This window comes from Acinetobacter sp. CIP 102136, assembly GCF_000369685.1.
GTDB lineage: Bacteria > Pseudomonadota > Gammaproteobacteria > Pseudomonadales > Moraxellaceae > Acinetobacter > Acinetobacter fasciculus.
On the sequence record NZ_KB850142.1, the window covers coordinates 1,410,946 to 1,429,012 of the forward strand.

The 18,067-nt window shown below is 43.1% G+C and carries 18 protein-coding genes; 5 read left to right on the plus strand and 13 right to left on the minus strand.

The features are described from left to right. Window positions 1-21 precede the first annotated feature (21 nt). Both F893_RS12145 and F893_RS12150 read right to left on the minus strand, forming a co-directional pair. The gene (locus F893_RS12145; protein ID WP_004645581.1) at window positions 22-387 is read right to left on the minus strand and encodes a NirD/YgiW/YdeI family stress tolerance protein; all 366 of its coding nucleotides are present in this window, start codon (window positions 385-387) and stop codon (window positions 22-24) included. Window positions 388-480: 93 nt separating this feature from the next. Then, a complete protein-coding gene (locus F893_RS12150; RefSeq protein ID WP_004731625.1) occupies window positions 481-2,238 on the minus strand; it encodes a type IV pilus assembly ATPase TfpB in 1,758 nt (585 codons plus the stop codon). Window positions 2,239-2,447: 209 nt separating this feature from the next. Here F893_RS12150 and F893_RS12155 point away from each other — a divergent pair, with 209 nt between their 5' ends. Next, a complete protein-coding gene (locus F893_RS12155) occupies window positions 2,448-3,698 on the plus strand; it encodes an MgtC/SapB family protein (RefSeq protein ID WP_004731627.1) in 1,251 nt (416 codons plus the stop codon). 1 nt (window position 3,699) lies between these two features. On the opposite strand, the gene tsaA is transcribed toward F893_RS12155, so the two are convergent. Continuing rightward, window positions 3,700-4,419, minus strand: a complete 720-nt coding sequence (gene tsaA / locus F893_RS12160) for a tRNA (N6-threonylcarbamoyladenosine(37)-N6)-methyltransferase TrmO (protein ID WP_004731629.1) — start codon at window positions 4,417-4,419, stop codon at window positions 3,700-3,702. A gap of 105 nt (window positions 4,420-4,524) precedes the next feature. Between tsaA and F893_RS12165 the strand changes: the two genes are divergently transcribed. After that, window positions 4,525-5,304 (plus strand): ferredoxin--NADP reductase, encoded by a 780-nt coding sequence (locus tag F893_RS12165; RefSeq protein WP_004279005.1) that lies wholly within the window; start codon window positions 4,525-4,527, stop codon window positions 5,302-5,304. Between the two features lie 64 nt (window positions 5,305-5,368). On the opposite strand, the gene F893_RS12170 is transcribed toward F893_RS12165, so the two are convergent. From F893_RS12170 to F893_RS12180, 3 genes are all read right to left on the minus strand, one after another. Next, on the minus strand, window positions 5,369-5,551 hold the full coding sequence (locus tag F893_RS12170) for a YgdI/YgdR family lipoprotein (protein WP_004279008.1): 183 nt from the start codon (window positions 5,549-5,551) through the stop codon (window positions 5,369-5,371). An 18-nt stretch (window positions 5,552-5,569) separates the two neighbouring features. Then, on the minus strand, window positions 5,570-5,821 hold the full coding sequence (locus F893_RS12175) for a hypothetical protein (RefSeq protein WP_004279009.1): 252 nt from the start codon (window positions 5,819-5,821) through the stop codon (window positions 5,570-5,572). Window positions 5,822-5,992: 171 nt separating this feature from the next. Beyond that, complete coding sequence (locus F893_RS12180; RefSeq protein WP_004279010.1) at window positions 5,993-6,616, minus strand: cation efflux transmembrane domain-containing protein; 624 nt, start codon at window positions 6,614-6,616, stop codon at window positions 5,993-5,995. An 86-nt stretch (window positions 6,617-6,702) separates the two neighbouring features. Between F893_RS12180 and F893_RS12185 the strand changes: the two genes are divergently transcribed. From F893_RS12185 to F893_RS12195, 3 genes are all read left to right on the plus strand, one after another. Next, the gene (locus F893_RS12185) at window positions 6,703-7,113 is read left to right on the plus strand and encodes a Cd(II)/Pb(II)-responsive transcriptional regulator (RefSeq protein ID WP_004279012.1); all 411 of its coding nucleotides are present in this window, start codon (window positions 6,703-6,705) and stop codon (window positions 7,111-7,113) included. A gap of 133 nt (window positions 7,114-7,246) precedes the next feature. Continuing rightward, window positions 7,247-8,656: a prephenate-dependent tRNA uridine(34) hydroxylase TrhP gene (yegQ, locus tag F893_RS12190; RefSeq protein WP_004731633.1), complete on the plus strand. Its 1,410-nt coding sequence runs from the start codon at window positions 7,247-7,249 to the stop codon at window positions 8,654-8,656. A 2-nt stretch (window positions 8,657-8,658) separates the two neighbouring features. Beyond that, window positions 8,659-8,913: a YfhL family 4Fe-4S dicluster ferredoxin gene (locus tag F893_RS12195; protein WP_004645588.1), complete on the plus strand. Its 255-nt coding sequence runs from the start codon at window positions 8,659-8,661 to the stop codon at window positions 8,911-8,913. A 250-nt stretch (window positions 8,914-9,163) separates the two neighbouring features. Here F893_RS12195 and ahpF read toward each other — a convergent pair whose 3' ends face one another. The 7 genes from ahpF to F893_RS12230 all read right to left on the minus strand — a co-directional run bounded on the left by ahpF (window position 9,164) and on the right by F893_RS12230 (window position 17,772). Further along, on the minus strand, window positions 9,164-10,729 hold the full coding sequence (ahpF, locus tag F893_RS12200) for an alkyl hydroperoxide reductase subunit F (RefSeq protein WP_004279017.1): 1,566 nt from the start codon (window positions 10,727-10,729) through the stop codon (window positions 9,164-9,166). A gap of 245 nt (window positions 10,730-10,974) precedes the next feature. Further along, a complete protein-coding gene (locus F893_RS12205) occupies window positions 10,975-11,892 on the minus strand; it encodes a hypothetical protein (RefSeq protein WP_004279019.1) in 918 nt (305 codons plus the stop codon). Between the two features lie 37 nt (window positions 11,893-11,929). Continuing rightward, a complete protein-coding gene (locus tag F893_RS12210; RefSeq protein WP_004279020.1) occupies window positions 11,930-13,063 on the minus strand; it encodes a toxic anion resistance protein in 1,134 nt (377 codons plus the stop codon). A gap of 16 nt (window positions 13,064-13,079) precedes the next feature. Further along, window positions 13,080-13,871 (minus strand): hypothetical protein, encoded by a 792-nt coding sequence (locus F893_RS12215; RefSeq protein WP_004279021.1) that lies wholly within the window; start codon window positions 13,869-13,871, stop codon window positions 13,080-13,082. 341 nt (window positions 13,872-14,212) lie between these two features. Next, the gene (gene rnk / locus F893_RS12220; protein ID WP_005252300.1) at window positions 14,213-14,617 is read right to left on the minus strand and encodes a nucleoside diphosphate kinase regulator; all 405 of its coding nucleotides are present in this window, start codon (window positions 14,615-14,617) and stop codon (window positions 14,213-14,215) included. Between the two features lie 505 nt (window positions 14,618-15,122). Beyond that, complete coding sequence (glyA, locus tag F893_RS12225) at window positions 15,123-16,373, minus strand: serine hydroxymethyltransferase (protein ID WP_004279023.1); 1,251 nt, start codon at window positions 16,371-16,373, stop codon at window positions 15,123-15,125. A gap of 154 nt (window positions 16,374-16,527) precedes the next feature. Then, window positions 16,528-17,772, minus strand: a complete 1,245-nt coding sequence (locus F893_RS12230) for an alpha/beta hydrolase family protein (protein ID WP_004731639.1) — start codon at window positions 17,770-17,772, stop codon at window positions 16,528-16,530. Window positions 17,773-18,067 lie beyond the last annotated feature (295 nt).

An 18,067-nucleotide genomic window follows, 5' to 3' on the forward strand; every position in this document is an offset into this window, starting at 1 on the left:
ATTTCAGCAAATCAGGCGATATTAGAAACGAACCTGATCAACCTCAATTTCAACACGTTTTGCCGGTTTATAATCAATGTCGATTTCACCTGTGATGATTACCGGTGTTTTGGCTGAAATCGGTTTGCCTTGCCAAAGTTCATCATCAATCTCAACAGTAATAGTTCCTGTGCTGTCTCGGAACTGGTATTTTTCATCACCGACCGCTTTCACGACATAACCTTTAAGCTGAACCTTACTGTCATCTTTCATGGCCAGTGCCTGTTTGACTGTGGTCGATTTAGCAAAAGCAGCCTGATTCACAGCAGTGTCGCTACTTGCTATCGTAGCCGTCGCGATAGAACCCATCAATGCAGCTGCCAAAACCGTATTTATCATCATTTTCATCGCAGTTACCTCTTTAAAGTCTTGCCTTGTTTCGATGATGCTATTAAAACAGCCGAAGATGAATTGAATCTTAAGATTGCTTCATTTTTAAAGTTAATTTAAGGGCACCACTCTCAGGACTTCCTCAAGCGTGGTCACACCTTCCAGAATCTTACGCGCCCCGGCAATTCTGAGCGGCTCTACCCCTTCTTTTTTAGCCTGCTGACGCAGCTGGTTCAGATTAGCATCGGCACCAATCAGCTGTTTAGTGGTCAGACTCAGTGGCATAAACTCATAAATCCCAATACGGCCTTTATAGCCGGTATGCCGGCATTCTTCGCAGCCCACCGCCTTAAAGACAAATTCCGGTCGCGGCAAAGGATAATCGGCTGCCAGATGCTGCCATTCCTGTTCATTCAGGAAGCTTTCCTGCTTGCAATGCGGGCAGAGTTTACGCACCAGACGTTGAGCCAGAACACCCAAGATGGTTGCTGCTGTCAAAAATGGCTGTACGCCCAGATCATGCAGACGGGTCAGACTCGACGGCGCATCATTGGTATGTAAAGTTGAGAGAACCAGATGACCAGTCAATGCTGCCTGAATCGCCATATTGGCAGTATCCTGATCACGAATTTCCCCGACCATGATAATGTCCGGGTCCTGACGCATTAGTGCGCGCACGCCGTCAGCAAAACCGAGATCAATACCATTATTGACCTGCATCTGGTTAAAGCTGGGTTCCAGCATCTCGATCGGGTCTTCAATGGTACAGACGTTGACCTGTTCAGTCGCCAGCTGCTTCAAGGTTGAATAAAGCGTAGTAGTTTTACCGGAACCCGTTGGGCCTGTCACCAGAATAATGCCATGACTATGACTGGTCAGATTGTTCCAGTCATTCAGCAGATGACCTTCAAAGCCAAGTTGCTGAAAATTTCTCACCAGTACTTCCGGATCGAAAATACGCATCACCAGTTTTTCACCGAATGCCGTTGGCAAGGTCGACAAACGCAATTCGGTTTCCTGTCCTTTTGGTGTACGGGTTTTCAGGCGGCCATCCTGTGGTTTACGTTTTTCCGCGACGTTCATCCGGCCCAGAATCTTGATCCGGGAAATGACGGCGGTCAATGTATTGGCGGGCATGTTGTAAATCGTATGCAGTACGCCATCAATCCGGAAACGAATCTTACCCGTATCTTTACGCGGTTCCATGTGAATATCACTGGCGCCCTGCTCAAAGGCAAATTGCAACACCCAGTCTACCAGTTTGACAATATGCTGGTCATTGGCATCCGGATTCTGTGAGTCACCCAGCTGTAGCAAGGCTTCGACGCCCTTATTTTCCCGGTCATAAGCGGAAGATTTTTGTGAACCACTGACTGCACGACTGACCTGATAATATTCAGTAATATAACGTTGTAGCTGTTCCGGATTCAGTAATACCCGTTGTATTTTCTTCGGGGAAATATTCTGTTCGAGATTCGACACCCATTCGGTTTTATAAGGCTGATCCGTAGCGATCAGAACTTTGTCTGCCTGTATTTCCACTGCCAAAATATGGTTGCGCAGTGCATATTCCTGCGACATGACATGGGTCAATGCCTGTACATCAGCTTTAAGCGGATCAATGATATAGAACATCAATCCGGTTTTTTCTGCCAGCCACTGACATAAACGGTTCAGAGTCAGTGTTGTTTGAGGATGGGACTGATCGACCAGATTAAAATTAGCAATCCACTGTAAAGGGTGCCATTTTAGTTGTTCACGTTGCCGATGAGTGGTTTGTACCAGCATCCGGTCGCGTTCACTGATTTTACCGTCTTTAAAGAGTTGGTCTAGACACCATGCCGTATCAATTTCAAAGTCAAATTTCATTATTATCAGTCCCCAAACTTGCCTCCACTATAACAAGTTTTTGCAGTTTTTCGCATGCTCCCGACCTATCGAATGTACGTTTCTATTTCAATCTCAAAAAGAAAGTAAATAATGGATTTGATCACTACTGCAACATTTTTGATCTATGCAAACTCTATCTCGTCGCATATATTTTTAAATAATCAACTCTTAGCTTGCTGAGGTCACAGATGGATTTGACTGCGGTTCCCCTGCATGCGCATTCTTTTCATGAACTGCTCACGATACTCACCTCGGCATTGGGCTGCGGCCTATTGATTGGTCTGGAGCGGGAACGGCATAAACAACGTGAGCAGCAACCGAGTTTTGCCGGCTTACGTTCCTTTGCGATCTGTGCTTTATTGGGCGCACTGTGTTTCCTGTTTGGAATCGTGATTGCTGTAATAGGTGCTTTGATCGTGGGTGGCATGGTCATTTTATCTATCAAAAATCAACCAGATGATCCGGGCATTACCACAGAGCTTGCATTTGTGATGACCTATTTTATTGGCGCCATGTGTTTATGGAATATTCCTCTGGCAGCCGGTCTTTCTGTGCTCTTAACCGGTATTTTGATGGCCAAACATACCATGCACAATATTGCCGGAAAATGGATTAAAGAAGCCGAATTCAGGGATGGACTATTATTACTGGCCTTGATTTTGATTGGCTTGCCGCTGACCCCTGACCGGCCTTTTTGGGGAGAAGTGCTTAACCCTTATATTATCTTAAAATTACTGACCTTAATTTTAGTGGTACAAGCTCTGGCGCATATTGCGAAACGCTTTTTTTCGACTAAAAATGCCCTGATGCTGTCCTCCATTGCTTCCGGTTTTGTTTCCAGTACGGCGACCATCGCTCAGTTGGGCTTACAGGTCCGTAAAGGTGAAATGGATGCACGATCGAATGCCGGTGCCGCGCTGATGTCCTGTATCTCGACTATTGTGTTGCTATTGATTGTGATCGGGGGCGTATCCTGGAGCTGGCTTAAAATCCTGCTCTTGCCCTCTTTAGTTGCCGTAATCCTTCTGGCAGCCTGTGCATTTTTATTATTGCGCAAGGCAAAACCTGCGCCGAGCATGGAATCGTCAGACAGCCAGATGTTCAGCTTAAAAGAAGCTGTGATTATTGCAGTCACATTAACATTGATTCAGGCTGGAGTTTACGGACTGGAGGTCTGGCTCGGGGATGCCGGCTTACTGGCCGGGACCTTGCTCGCCTCTTTATTCGAGATTCATGCCGCGATGGCCAGTGTCGTCGTTCAAGGCGATCCTTCAAATATGCGTCTGATTTATGCCCTGCTTTTAGGTCTGGGTGCTCATGCCCTGGCCAAGTCAGCCAATGCAGCTTTGACCGGTGGCTGGAAGTTTGTCCTTTATTTTGCGCCTGTGCAGATTTTGCATATGGCAGTGTTGATTGGGGTTTTGTGGTGGAACCTATAATCTAGGAAGGAATATGCTGGATAGCAACAATTAGCACTTGCTGAGCATGAATTTTGAAATGGATATCAACATTTGCAAACTTCATCCCATATACCCGTTCTTCATCTTCCTGATATGCAGGTCTTGGATCTAAAGATAAGACAGCTTCCAGTTCCTGAATAGTCTGCACAGAAATTTTTCCATTTCCTAGTAATTGTTGCTTTTGCTGCTCCGCTTCATCGCTCCAAATGACGGTTTTACGTGGTGGTTCATCCTGTGCATAACCGCTTTGTGCTTCAATGATGGCATCCGAATATTGAATATAAGGTTTGATATCCATAATTGGCGTGCCATCGAGCAAGTCACTCCCTGTCACATACACTCGAACATGTTTGCTCACTTTTCTCACTTCTTTGAGTTTGACCACAGATAAACCAATCGGTGATGGACGATACATGCTGCGCGTAGCAAACACGCCTATTTTCTTGTTACCACCCAAACGCGGCGGACGCACTTGTGGACGAAACTGGCTGTTGTGCTGGTTTTTATTGTCATGAAATTGCCAGACCAGCCACAAATGACTGAATTCTTCAATTCCCTCAAAGGCGAGCAGGTCATTATAGGACCCGACCATTTCAATATAGCTTTCGACCTGAACCAGATTCGGCTGACGAGGAATACCAAATTTTTCTTTATAGGGAGAACGCATATAACCAATAATCGGCAGCGTCAGTTCAGTCATCATCACTTTTTTTGATAAGCTCAATTAAATATATTCAGTTTATCGAGAATGAATTTAGATTAGAATAGCAAGCTGTTCTAATTTGATAATTTATTGAGACCTTTAATGGCTGCTTTTAACGTCGAAAAGATTACTCACGTCCACCACTGGAATGATACTTTATTCTCTTTTAAAACGACTCGTGACACTGCTTTGCGTTTTAAAAACGGTCAGTTTGTAATGATCGGCCTTGAAGTCAATGGCAAGCCGTTAATGCGCGCATATTCAATTGCAAGCGCCAACTACGAAGAAGAGTTAGAATTTTTCTCAATTAAAGTGCCTGATGGTCCACTGACTTCGATTTTACAGAAAGTCAAAGTCGGTGATGACATTTTGGTTTCTAAAAAGCCGACAGGTACATTGGTACTTGATGACTTGAACCCAGGTAAAAATCTTTACCTTCTTTCTTCTGGTACTGGTCTTGCACCGTTCCTGTCGACTATTCGCGATCCTGAAACTTATGAGCGTTTTGAAAAAATCATCGTAGTTCACGGTACCCGTTTCATTTCAGAACTGGCTTATCAAGATTTGATCCTGAATGAAGTGCCAAATCATGAATTCTTCTCTGAACTCGGCGCGAAAGAAAAATTGGTATATTACCCAACCGTCACCCGTGAAGAATATCCAAACCAAGGTCGTGTAACCACCGCGATTGAAACCGGTGAACTGTTTGAAAAAATCGGTCTGCCACGTTTCAACCCGGAAACTGACCGTGCCATGTTATGCGGTAGCCCTGCATTCCTAGATGACGTTGCTGCGCTTCTTGATCAACACGGTCTGAAAGAATCTCCGAAAATGGGCGTTTTAGGCGATTACGTGATTGAACGTGCATTCGTTGAAAAATAAGATTTTCTAAACTAAAAAACCGGACTTAAAAGTCCGGTTTTTTATTGGAACCATCACTAAATAATTAACGATCGCGACCTTCCTGGTTTGCAGAACCTGAACAGCCTGCGCCACCTGCAATGATGAAACCCGTTTGCGCTTTACATGAACCAATCATACGGCCATGAGAGTCAAATGTAGTTACTGACGATGCACAGCCCGTCAATACAACAGTCGCTACAAGTGCAATAAGTGCTGATAATTTCATGATATTCCCCTTTATTATTTACGGTTTTAAATTAATCTGATTTTGGCTTGGTGGCGTTGGTAATAGGCCTGTATTCGCATCTGGCGTATTGTAATTCACACCTAAGGCATCGCCTGAACCACTACAATGTGCACTTGCGGTCGAAAGTAGGCCACGCGTCGCCATACATGAACCGATGATTTTTCCTGTTGCATCATAAGTCACGACTTTGGAACTACAAGCGGCTAGCCCCGATATTGCCAATATTGAAAAAATTTTAATTAAATTCACATTAACCCTCGCACGATGCAAAAAACTAAATTATTAAAATTTATGTATATTTTCTGAATTTCGCCAGAGATTCTAATTTAATTTGTTTATTTGTAAAGCTTTATTTTTCAAATATTATAAAAATGGAAATAAATAAAAAGCTGCCCTGCAGGACAGCTTTAAATATAAAAATTAGCTGGATTTATGTTTAAGTGATCTTTCTTCCAGAGACTGCTTAATCACTTGATAACCTGATGTGATGCCGAGTGTAGCGATAATTACAGCCACAATAATATCCGGCCAAAGACTGCCTGTACCAAATACGCCTACGGCTGCCAAAATGACCGCAAAGTTGCCAATTGCATCATTACGGCTACAGAGCCAGACCGACCGCATATTGGAATCACCTTCACGAAAAGCATAAAGAATTGCTGCTGTAAATACATTCGCCACTAAGGCTAGGATGCCAATCAGGCCCATTGTCAGTGCTTCAGGTGGAATGCCTTGCAGATAGGCGTAAATCACTTTGCCAATCACTACCAGACCAAACAATGCCATGGTCATCCCCTTTACCAAAGCGACTGTTGCCCGCCAATACAGACTCGCACCAAGTACAGCCAAAGAAATCCCGTAATTGACGGCATCACCAAAGAAATCTAGCGCGTCTGCCCACAAGGCTGATGAATGTGCATATGCACCACCGATCAGCTCCACTACAAATAAAGTGAAGTTTACCAGCAAGGCAATCCATAGCGCTGCTCTAAATTTGCTGTTGGGCTTGATGGGTGCCGGTTCAGGACTACAACTACAGGCCATATAACTCCCCCGATGATTTTTTATCCAAAATACGATAAATTGATTAGAAACTATGGACTAACTCCAAGGTCAAGCATGAGGGCGATATGTCAGTTTATTTGATTTCAGAAATGGCCAAAAAAACTGGTCTAAGCACCGATACCTTACGTTTTTATGAGAAAAAAGGCTTTATTCAGCCGAATTTTCGAGCAAGTAATCAGTATCGTTATTATGGTGAAGACACATTAAAAAGACTGCTTTTTATCAAGCGTTGTCGTGCCTTGGACATGTCATTAAAAGAGATTGAAACCCTGATTCAACTTGAACAAAATCCGGAGCAGGAGTGCTGTGCCGTAAACCAATTGATTGATCAGCATCTTTCGGATATTTCAAATAAAATTAAAGAATTACAAATATTTGAACGGCAACTGATCACACTGAGAGAACGTTGCAACACCCCAACCACTATTGATCATTGCCAGATTTTAAAAACGCTTGAAAATCCTGAAAATGACTGAATATTGAAGATATTTTATGGAGGATTCCCTACTTAAAAAAGAACCTTGTTTTACATCCAAATCGCGTATTTCCGAGTGATTTACTAGGTTGAATCCAAATTCCAGATGATTAGAATAAAGCCGTACTTTTTATATGTCTTTCGATTTGATCATGAGCATTACCACTGTTACCGAACTTCTCTCACCTGCTGGCTCACTGAAAAATATGCGCTATGCCTTTGCTTATGGTGCAGATGCAGTCTATGCCGGTCAGCCGCGTTATAGCCTGCGGGTTCGGAATAATGAATTTGACCATGACAATCTCGCCATTGGCATTAAAGAAGCACATGAACTCGGCAAAAAGTTCTATGTGGTGGTCAATATCCAGCCGCATAACTCCAAGCTGAAAAATTTTATTCGTGATTTAGCGCCTGTAGTGGCGATGCAGCCAGATGCGTTGATCATGTCCGATCCAGGTCTGATCATGCTGGTGCGTGAACATTTTCCAGAGATGGATATTCACTTGTCTGTTCAGGCCAATGCCGTGAACTGGGCAACCGTGAAATTCTGGAAAAATATGGGCCTGACCCGCGTGATTCTGTCACGTGAATTGTCGATTGAAGAAATTGCAGAAATCAAACAGCAAGTGCCCGATATGGAGATTGAAGTCTTTGTTCATGGTGCACTGTGCATGGCCTATTCTGGCCGTTGCATGCTGTCAGGCTATATGAACAAACGTGATGCCAATCAGGGTGCCTGCACCAATGCCTGCCGCTGGGAATATAAAGTGCTGGATGCTAAGGAAGATGAAACCGGTGATGTGATTCCAGTGAAAAATCTGGATTCAGGCTGCTGCTCCAAAGATGCCGACGAACAACACATGCAAGAACAACCTCAGTTTGATGAGCCTGTGTTATTGCAGCGGAATGATGAAGATATGTTTGCCGCAGAAGAAGATGAACACGGCACTTATTTTATGAACTCGAAAGATCTGCGTGCAGTCCAGCATGTAGAGCGCTTAACTAAAGTGGGTGTGCATTCACTGAAAATCGAAGGCCGTACCAAGTCTTATTTCTATTGCGCCCGTACTGCTCAAATTTACCGTAAAGCGATTGATGATGCGCTTGCGGGTAAACCTTTTGATCCGTCACTGATGACACAATTGGAAGGCTTAGCGAATCGTGGTTATACCGAAGGTTTTCTACGCCGCCATGTGCATAGTGAATATCAGAATTATGAACATGGTTCTTCCAGTTTTGATCATCAAATTTTCTGTGGTGAAGTACTGGAGCGCAATGGAGATTACATCAAGATCGATGTGAAAAACCGTTTTATCGTCGGTGACTCACTCGAACTGATGACGACTAAAGGCAATATCACTTTCAATTTAACCGAAATGAAAGACAAAAAAGGTAATCTGATCGAAGACGCCAAAGGTTCAGGTCATATCGTTGAGATTCCAGTTCCGGCAGATGTTGATATGCAATATGCCCTGCTCATCCGTAATCTGCCAAGCTCGACTATGGATATTTCGGCATCTTCACTGGCTTATCAAGCGAGTTAAATATGGCACTACTAATTACCGACAAATGCATCAATTGCGATATGTGTTTACCGGAATGCCCAAATGACGCGATTTATGAGGGTGCGAAAGTTTATGAAATTGATGTGAACCGTTGTACAGAATGCGTCGGTTTTTATGAGCATCAGACCTGTGTAGATGTCTGTCCGATTGAATGCATTGTTCCACATCCGGAGTATCGGGAAACACAAGAACAATTACTGGAAAAATTTAAGGGTTTGAACTTATTTAAATCTTAAAAATGAAGCGATGGAATAAACATTGCTTTATATAAAAACAACCTTGGGGAAAGTATAAAAATAAGGGTTGAAAACAAAAACTGTGCAGAGGAAAGGAACAGCTGAAAGTGCGTGGGGACACTTTTGGCTGTTCCAATAATAAATATAAAAAAAGGAACTCGGGTGTTAGCGTCCTGAGTTCCTATAAAGCGATAATAATGTATTTATAAGATATAGCACCTCGGTTTTGGGGAACCCAGGTGCTATTTTTTTATTGTCCTGAACGGATGATGTAATCAAAAGCAGACAGTGACGCCTTGGCACCTTCACCGGTCGCGATGATGATCTGCTTGTACGGCACTGTGGTACAGTCACCTGCAGCAAATACACCTTTCACATTGGTTTCATTGCGATCGTTAATCACGATCTCACCACGGTTGGTCAGCTCAACTGGGGTTTCTTTCAGGAAGTCCGTATTTGGCAACAAACCGATCTGCACGAAGATCCCTGCAAGTTCAACTGTATGCTCTTCATCCGTAGCACGGTCTTTGTATTTCAGTGCAGTCACTTGTGCACCGTCACCCAGTACTTCAGTCGACAAGGCATTCTTGATCACGGTGGTGTTCGGCAAGCTGTTCAGTTTGTCTTGCAGCACCTGATCCGCACGCAATTTGGTATCAAATTCCACCAAAGTTACATGCTCTACAATCCCTGCCAGGTCGATCGCAGCTTCCACCCCCGAGTTACCACCGCCAATCACGGCGACGCGTTTGCCTTTGAACAGTGGACCATCACAGTGCGGGCAGTAGGCCACACCACGAGTTTTGTATTCCTGCTCACCTGGAACGTTCATCTCTCTCCAGCGTGCGCCGGTCGACAGAATCACGGTTTTAGATTCCAGTTTGGCACCATTCTCTAAAGTCACTTCCACCAGACCATTGGCCGTTTCGTCTGCCCCTTTGATATCAGACACGCGTTGCAGGTTCATGATGTCGACCCCGTATTCACGCACGTGGGCTTCCATCTCGGCAGCAAATTTAGGACCTTGGGTCTTCTGTACAGACGTAAAGTTTTCAATGTCCATGGTATCCATGACCTGACCGCCCATGCGTTCAGCCACGATCCCGGTTTTAATGCCTTTACGTGCTGCATAGATGGCAGAAGTATTCCCTGCAGGACCACCACCGATCACCAGGACATCAAAGGCATCTTTGGCATTCAGCTTTTCCGCATCTTTGGTAGCGGCATTGCTGTCCAACTTGGCAATGATTTCTTCCAGCGTCATACGACCCTGACCTATATGCTGGTTGTCCTGGAACACCATCGGAACCGCCATGATTTTGCGTTCTTCTACTTCTTCCTGGAAGAAAGCCCCATCAATCATGGTCGCTGTAGTGCCTGGGTTATAGATGGCGATCAGGTTAAGTGCCTGAACCACATCCGGACAGTTATGGCAGCTTAAGGATACAAATACATCGAAATTAGATTGAACACCCAGGCTCTTGATATTCGCCAGAACTTCATCAGAGACTTTCGGTGCATAACCTGAGGTTTGCAACAATGCCAGGATCAGTGAGGTGAACTCATGGCCCATTGGCAAGCCTGCAAAGAATACACGTGGTTCCTCACCAGCTTTTGCAATCCCGAAACTTGGCGCACGTGCATTGATCCCGTCAAAGCGTGCAGTCACCAGGTCAGACAGTGCAGCCACTTCGGACACCAGTTCCTGGATTTTGGCTGATTTGTCAGAGCCATCCAAAGTCGCCACCAGTTCAATCGGGCCTTCTAGGCGTTCTAATAAGGTTTTAAGTTGGGCTGAAGTATTTTGATCTAACATTACTAACGTCTCCAAAGGAGTAAATGTTTATTTGATACAGCCATGATAGGACAATCGATTGAATAGGTAAAACAGGTTGTTTTTATTTTATTGATCGATATTTTAGATTATTAAGCTAAACCTAGTTTTTTTTACTGCCTTATTTAAATTTTTGAGCTGTGTTAAGCAAGTTGAATAGGTTATCTTAAAAATAGCATTGAAATTTTATCAAAAAAATGCTCCCTATTCAGGAGCATTTTGGGAAATTAATGAATCCGCTGTTCGATACGGAGTGATCGACCCTTGATTGAGTTGGCCAAGAAAAACAAGATTAGGCTAAGTAGTGCCGATAAAATAGCAACACCAATAATAACCAGATTCGTGATCTGATTTAACTGATCCGCCTGTTGCACCTGTGTATTTACACTCTTGGCGACTGGTGTCATGGCTTGACCATAGACCTGTTGCTGCATGGTCCAGATTTGTTCAGGCTTGAAACCATATTGTTCAAATTTAGGATCCTGTTTTTCTGCTTCAACCAGGTTTAAAACATAAGGTTTTGCGGCAGATAAATCCTGCGGCTTATGCAGCAATGCCGTTTGCGCCAGTAAATAAGATTTCACCGGTGCTGCAATCTCTGAATCAGCCAGATAACGAGCAATTTCACTGTCATTAATATTGCTGTCATAATACACCACTTGCTGATAAGCATCATCCCGATCATTACGTAGATCATGCTGCCAGTAAGTCAATCCTGACCAGATCACGATAAAAGCAATCAGCCAGGCGACAAATTTCAGCACAAAAGACTGAAAGCGAACATAAAAGAAACGCAACTTTTTCAGTAAGCCAATCACAAAAAATGCACCGATAAAAGAGGCAAAAATTTTAATAATCAGCCAGCCAAACCAGCTCAGCAAACTAAAAAAATAATCCGGACTATCACCAATGCTGGCCAGTGTGGCATCTACACTGACCGGTAAATGCAATTGCTGTACTTGGGTACTCAGGCCAAAAAAGCCATAGACCAGTTCCTGCTGGAAAAATAGGCTGATCAATGAGGCTATAAATATGGTAGAAGTAGTCAAACCCAATAGCATCAAATTGCGTTGACGTTTCTTGAGTGCAACTACCCCCTGCTTGATGTCCTGAGGCTTAACGGCGTATTCATCTAAGGGCGGCAATCTCTACTCCTTCTTTCAGATTTTGGCCCTACCTGATTTAGTTGGGCGTGGATCCACTGGTACTTGATTCAATCACCAAATGATTCAGATTATCTTGCAAAGCTTTCAAACGCACGGTTGCTTCTGTGCGTTTTTGTACACCTTCTTTCTGGATCTGAATCACATCATTTACAGTTTTAATGAGGGTATTTTGCACATGTTCAAGCGTTTCGATGTCAATCACCGAGCGCTGGTTGGCTTTAGCAGTATCGACCGAGTTCTGATGTAACAGGTCAGCATTACGGCGCAGCAGCTCATTGGTGGCATCATCAATGGTATTGGCCAGCTGTACACTGTTCTTCTGTTCGCTCAATGAAATTGCGAGACTGATCTGGTTTTTCCACGCCGGTAAAGTAATGTTTTTGATCGCATAGAACTTGTCGACCAGCATCAGGTTATTCGACTGGATAATCCGGATCATTGGCAAGGTCTGCATGGCAGATTGCTGCAATACCTGTAAATCACTGACACGTTTTTCCAGATTATTGGCCAGATGGTTCAGGTCATAAATTTTCTGGGTGGTGCTCTGATCGTGCGGCAAGGCGGTTAAAGTGGAAATTTCCTGCTGCAGCTCCTGTTCGCGTAAACGGCCTGCGGCGATATGTACCCCGAGCTGTTTATATTCATCCTGTACCCCGTCAAACATTTTATCCAGGGTATCAACACGTGCTTTCAAACCGGATTGCGAGGTTTCAATCTCTTTCACCAGTACATCTAGCTGCTCTTTAGTGGTATTGAAATGCGCATCAAAGTTATCTTTCGCACCTTTGAATTTGCTAATGATATTGCCAAAAAAACCCGAACTTTTCTTTTTATTGAGAATACTGCTGGTATTCAGCTGCTGAGCCACCTGTACCACCTGATTCAGCTTCTGTCCTGTCGCATCCAGATCTCTATTTTGCACCAGATTCAGTAATTCATCGGTATAGGTCGAAGTTTTGGTCGCAATATTTTTGCCATATTCAGCCACGCTGTTATGACTCATGTTCTGCAACTCTTTACGTGCAGCCAGCACCTCCTGAAAGTCAGCAGGCTGTAAGCCCAGTTCTTTCAGGTCCATTTGCTGGAATTTTTGTTCGACCAGTTCATTCGAGCTTTCAACAGGTAAATTTACTAAATCAGACTTGGTCATAGTTCACCTTATATTGTTATGTTTTCGAGGGTTTCTCGAGGGATTTTTTTAACGTTTTAATCAGACTCTCACGGCTATTATCAAGTTTTTCCAGATCACTTGTCGAGTGTTTCGTCTGGCTTTGTTTGACATGATATTGCCAGGCCGGAATCAAGACCTGCTGTGCTTCCTTAAAGCGATCCAGCAGGCTAAAGGAAAGCTGCTGCGAAAGCTGCATCTGGGTAATGGCGATGTCATTACTGCTTTGCAAGGTACGTAAGGTATTAATTTTCTTGGAGAGGCGTTCTGAAAAATTATCCAAGGGATGCTGGTTTTTGACGAATAGCGGATATTCAGACAGAAACTCGTCTGCTGCGACAATGTGCTTGGCCATCTGTTCGCGCAACCCCAAAAGCTGCTGAAAACGTGACTGCGATTTCTGAATTTCAATCTGCAATTTACGGCTTAAGTGATCGGCCTGATCGAGCAAACGGTCTAGCCGTTGATAATATTCCACCTGACTTGAGCCATAATCCAGATCGATGCCTAGCCATTTCTGTAGGGCATTAAATTTACGTTTTTTCAGATATTTTTTAGATTCTGCCAAAGCCTGAATCAATTGCTCAATGGTATGGCTTAACTGTTGGGTCAAGTGCGGGTCTACACCATTCAGTAGAACGGACTGTGCCTGAATCAAAGCATCTGCATAATGATTCAGCCCATATTGATTATCCAGTACAGGCACAAGCTCATTACGCTTAATCGCCAGAATTTCCTCACGATCAAGCATCATGTCAGTCAAGGCAGGTAGAGCTTCAAAGCGCGACATGGTTGAGGCGATATCCTTTAAAAAAAGTGAAACAAAGAAGTCTAGAACATCTTCGAATGTAGCAAAAAAACAGACTGCGTTGTGTATATTTATCCAGAAATTCGTTACATCACTTTAACTAAATGCATGTTTTATCTTTATTTTAATTATGATTTTGGCAAGACAATCCAATTACAGAGATAAATGGCTACGTAGCATCTTGAGAATTGTTTAACTTTAAGCATTTAGAACTTTAAAATGTATTCAATCTGATCTAAATGCTTACAACACCAGGTTTTACTTAAAATCCATATACAAAAAAGCCATATTGCTATGGCTTTCAAGGATGATCCAACGCTGGCTTAAAGATAATCCCCTTCGCTCTCCGGCTGAAACAGCACTTTTTCAATGGTCACTTTCATGGTATTACCATCCGGTTGTGGCCATTCAATGGTTTGACCTTCTGCTAAGCCCAAAATGGCTGCACCTATCGGTGCGATGACATTGACCTGCCTCTTTTCACCTTTAAATTCGTGTGGGTAAACTAGTGTCACCTCAACAGCTTCCGTAGAAGGTGCAATGGTCAACAACACACGGGAATGCATGGTCACGATATTGCTTGCGATCGCTTGCGGCTCGACCACTTCGGCACGTGCCAATTCATCCTCTAAGCGGATCATGGTTTCGCTCAGCTTGCTCTGATTCTCCAGCATCGTTTCCAGACGATGTAAATCTTGCTCAGATAAAATAATGTTGGGTTTAGTCATCCTTATTACCTTGTTTAATGCATAAATGAAAAATTAATCAATCAACCGCCAGCAGCATTTTTAAATACAGGATTTACCCATATTCAAATGATACCGATCCATATAACGTTTAAATAAAAAGAATGATGTCATTCACGGCGCTTATATCAGCACCACCTTACAGTAACATGGGATTCACTCAAGCGCTTCATCTACCATGATCTTCAGCTCAATAACCTATTATTTTTAAAGTGTCAGGTTCTGAAAATAATTCCTGTAAATAATTTCAAGCAAAGCATGCAACGAATGCATTCATTCTTTTAAAGCATTTAAAAATACAAATAGTTGATAAAAGACTTTAAGCCAGATTGAGAAAAACTCAATATGATTTTATTGATGACTCAATCTCTTACGGCATGGAAATTGATCTATATAAGCCCGATCAAGTCTAAACATCTTTTACATCGTTATTTTTACAGCTATAAAAAAAGCTCCCGGTTGGGAGCTCCTTTCCGTTTATAAGCGATTATGCATAAACTGGGAATTTAGCACATACCGCTGCAACTTTCTCTTTCACCGCGTTGATAACAGCTTCATCGCCTTTAGCATCTAGGATGTCAGCGATCCAGCCTGCAAGTTCACGCACTTCAGCTTCGCCAAAACCGCGAGTTGTTACTGCAGGTGTACCGATACGGATACCTGAAGTGACGAACGGAGAGCGTGGATCGTTTGGTACAGAGTTTTTGTTCACAGTAATGTGAGCAGCACCTAACCAAGCGTCAGCTTCTTTACCTGTGATGTCTTGTTTGATTAAAGACAACAAGAACAAGTGGTTTTCAGTACCACCAGAAACTACGTCATAACCACGAGCGATTAATACTTCAGCCATTGCTTTCGCATTCACAACTACTTGTTGCTGATAAGCTTTGTATTCAGGTGCCATTGCTTCTTTGAAGCAGATTGCTTTCGCAGCAATCGCGTGAACCAAAGGACCACCCTGGTTGCCTGGGAATACAGCCGATTGAAGTTTCTTCTCGATTTCTTCGTTTGCTTTCGCAAGGATCAGACCTGAACGTGGACCACGAAGTGTTTTGTGAGTCGTAGTCGTAGTAACGTCAGCGATTTGCACCGGGCTTGGGTAAACGCCAGCGGCAACCAAACCTGCAACGTGAGCCATATCAACAAACAGATAAGCGCCAACTTTGTCCGCGATTTCACGGAAACGCTGCCAGTCAACGATTTGGCTGTATGCAGAGAAACCAGCAACGATCATGCGTGGCTTGTGCTCAAGCGCCAAACGCTCAACTTCTTCGTAATCGATCTCGCCAGTTACAGGATTTAAACCGTACTGAATCGCGTTATATGTTTTACCAGAGAAGCTTACTTTTGCACCGTGAGTCAAGTGACCACCGTGAGCAAGGCTCATACCCAGAACTGTATCGCCTGGGTTAAGAAGCGCTAAGTAAACTGCTGAGTTTGCTTGTGAACCAGCATGTGGCTGAACGTTAGCATAATCAGCACCAAAGAGTTCTTTAGCACGGTCAATCGCCAATTGTTCGATAACGTCTACATACTCGCAACCGCCATAGTAGCGTTTACCTGGGTAGCCTTCCGCATATTTGTTAGTAAGTTTTGAACCTTGAGCTTCCATAACTGCTGGTGAGCAGTAGTTTTCAGAAGCGATTAGCTCAATATGAGCTTCTTGACGAGCATCTTCATTCGAGATTGCTTGAGCTAATTCTGGATCAAATTCAGCGATAGAGATATTGGCAAACATTAGCGAGGTCCTATTGATTTAGGGCTTTTAAGCCGTGCTAAGATTGGCGCGTATTGTAGCATGAAGTTTTAAATTTTCGATCATGAACTTTATTCAGTTTGCAATAAAAATGGCTCATATCTAAAAAAACATGAGCCATTCAGATAAAAATAAGTTATTGAATTGGCATTAGAGATTTTACATCTGAAATAATATTAGGAATATTCAGTGCATAGACGCTACCATGATCCCATTTAGTCGCATTTGACTCATCCGTAATATAACGTACTGAAGTTTGTTTCTGATTGGCGAGTGCAACCAAAACATCTGTTGCTGCTTTCGGAACGGTACTATCTGCTGAACCCTGATAAATAATCACTGGCGTAGAAACTTTAACAAGTAAAGGCTGAGAATCTTTTTCCAAGAAGCTCTTTACGACTGGAATACTCATAAAGTTAGTTTGAGTACGAGGATATCCTTCTAAAGTTCCGTTATTTTGAGCATACTGTCCCATTGCAGCACCAAATTTATTACCCAGTACATCATAGCAATCAGTTTCCGCATTCTTAGCGATCTGGTCAGTCGGTGTTTTAAAAATCTGGCTATATTGCAGATTTGGGTTTGGATTACGTAAACCGGCAGTAATCAATGCCGTGAACGTATCTAAAGACGCCAAAGTTTCAATCTTTTTACCCAGATCGGTTTCTTGTCCAGCTTGCGTCTCACCACCTGACAAAATCAGGCTAAAATTAGAAGCAGGTGCTAAAGCTACCGTACCTTTATAGGTCATCTTAGAAGCACGTGCTGCATATTGCGCAGCGCCTAAAGCTGCCTGGCCACCTTGAGAATGCCCTACTGCAACCCATTGATTGGACGCTTGTGAACCTAAATAATTTCGTGCAGCCACAACTGCATCAGTAATAGAATAAGCTTCACTTTTCAGATTCAAGAAAGGATGAAGTTCTTTTCCACTTGGCTCTCCTAAACCTTCATAGTCAGGTGCCACTACAATATAGCCAGCTTGGAGAAACCCGCCAATCATGGCTTTAATATAATCATTCAGCGCTTTTCGACTCGGCGCACACTGATCAGCTACACCGGTAGTTCCATGTGCCCATGCCACAATTGGCCAGCCTGTAGCTGGAGGCGTTCCCTCGGGTGTGAAAACTAATGCAGTAGCTTGTGTTTCCTTACCATTAATTCCTAACATCTTATAAGTCATGATCACACTTTCGTCAGCGATCCCGGAGAAATCCGTTTGAGTATAGGCTACAGGTGTTGCCACGACTGGATTATCGATATTATTTACTGGAACAGCAGGTTTGGACTCGTAAAAACGATCATTATCACTATCATCGTTACAAGCAGTTAAGGCTACACTTAATGTGAGAAGAGCACAGGTCAATACTTGACGTTTCATCGATCTTATCCTTATCTTATTTATTATCGTCTCTAATGAGTTTTTCTGGTTTTATCTTTAACAAACGATAAAACTACATGTAATTTCCCAATTTATCTAAACAATATCAAGAAAAGAATGCGTTATTTTTTCTATTAAATTCGCGTCAGTTTATATTTATTATGAAATCAGCAAACTTAAAAATAGAGAATTTCCCCTTTTCAGAACTATACAAATAGTCGTCATACGTTAAAAAGCCTGCAATTAATACAGAAATAAAGCAATTCAATTGTCAGTTGCAAAATAATAATGTTAG

What these genes read in the sequence shown, in the direction of transcription:
- F893_RS12195 (WP_004645588.1), top strand. Translation starts at nt 8,659, where the DNA reads ATGGCACTACTAATTACCGACAAATGCATCAATTGCGATATGTGTTTA.
- tsaA (WP_004731629.1), bottom strand. Translation starts at nt 4,419, where the DNA reads ATGACTGAACTGACGCTGCCGATTATTGGTTATATGCGTTCTCCCTAT.
- F893_RS12230 (WP_004731639.1), bottom strand. Translation starts at nt 17,772, where the DNA reads ATGAAACGTCAAGTATTGACCTGTGCTCTTCTCACATTAAGTGTAGCC.
- F893_RS12185 (WP_004279012.1), top strand. Translation starts at nt 6,703, where the DNA reads ATGTCAGTTTATTTGATTTCAGAAATGGCCAAAAAAACTGGTCTAAGC.
- F893_RS12150 (WP_004731625.1), bottom strand. Translation starts at nt 2,238, where the DNA reads ATGAAATTTGACTTTGAAATTGATACGGCATGGTGTCTAGACCAACTC.
- F893_RS12170 (WP_004279008.1), bottom strand. Translation starts at nt 5,551, where the DNA reads ATGAAATTATCAGCACTTATTGCACTTGTAGCGACTGTTGTATTGACG.
- yegQ (WP_004731633.1), top strand. Translation starts at nt 7,247, where the DNA reads ATGTCTTTCGATTTGATCATGAGCATTACCACTGTTACCGAACTTCTC.
- F893_RS12180 (WP_004279010.1), bottom strand. Translation starts at nt 6,616, where the DNA reads ATGGCCTGTAGTTGTAGTCCTGAACCGGCACCCATCAAGCCCAACAGC.
- F893_RS12145 (WP_004645581.1), bottom strand. Translation starts at nt 387, where the DNA reads ATGAAAATGATGATAAATACGGTTTTGGCAGCTGCATTGATGGGTTCT.
- F893_RS12215 (WP_004279021.1), bottom strand. Translation starts at nt 13,871, where the DNA reads ATGTCGCGCTTTGAAGCTCTACCTGCCTTGACTGACATGATGCTTGAT.
- F893_RS12165 (WP_004279005.1), top strand. Translation starts at nt 4,525, where the DNA reads ATGGCTGCTTTTAACGTCGAAAAGATTACTCACGTCCACCACTGGAAT.
- rnk (WP_005252300.1), bottom strand. Translation starts at nt 14,617, where the DNA reads ATGACTAAACCCAACATTATTTTATCTGAGCAAGATTTACATCGTCTG.
- ahpF (WP_004279017.1), bottom strand. Translation starts at nt 10,729, where the DNA reads ATGTTAGATCAAAATACTTCAGCCCAACTTAAAACCTTATTAGAACGC.
- F893_RS12155 (WP_004731627.1), top strand. Translation starts at nt 2,448, where the DNA reads ATGGATTTGACTGCGGTTCCCCTGCATGCGCATTCTTTTCATGAACTG.
- glyA (WP_004279023.1), bottom strand. Translation starts at nt 16,373, where the DNA reads ATGTTTGCCAATATCTCTATCGCTGAATTTGATCCAGAATTAGCTCAA.
- F893_RS12210 (WP_004279020.1), bottom strand. Translation starts at nt 13,063, where the DNA reads ATGACCAAGTCTGATTTAGTAAATTTACCTGTTGAAAGCTCGAATGAA.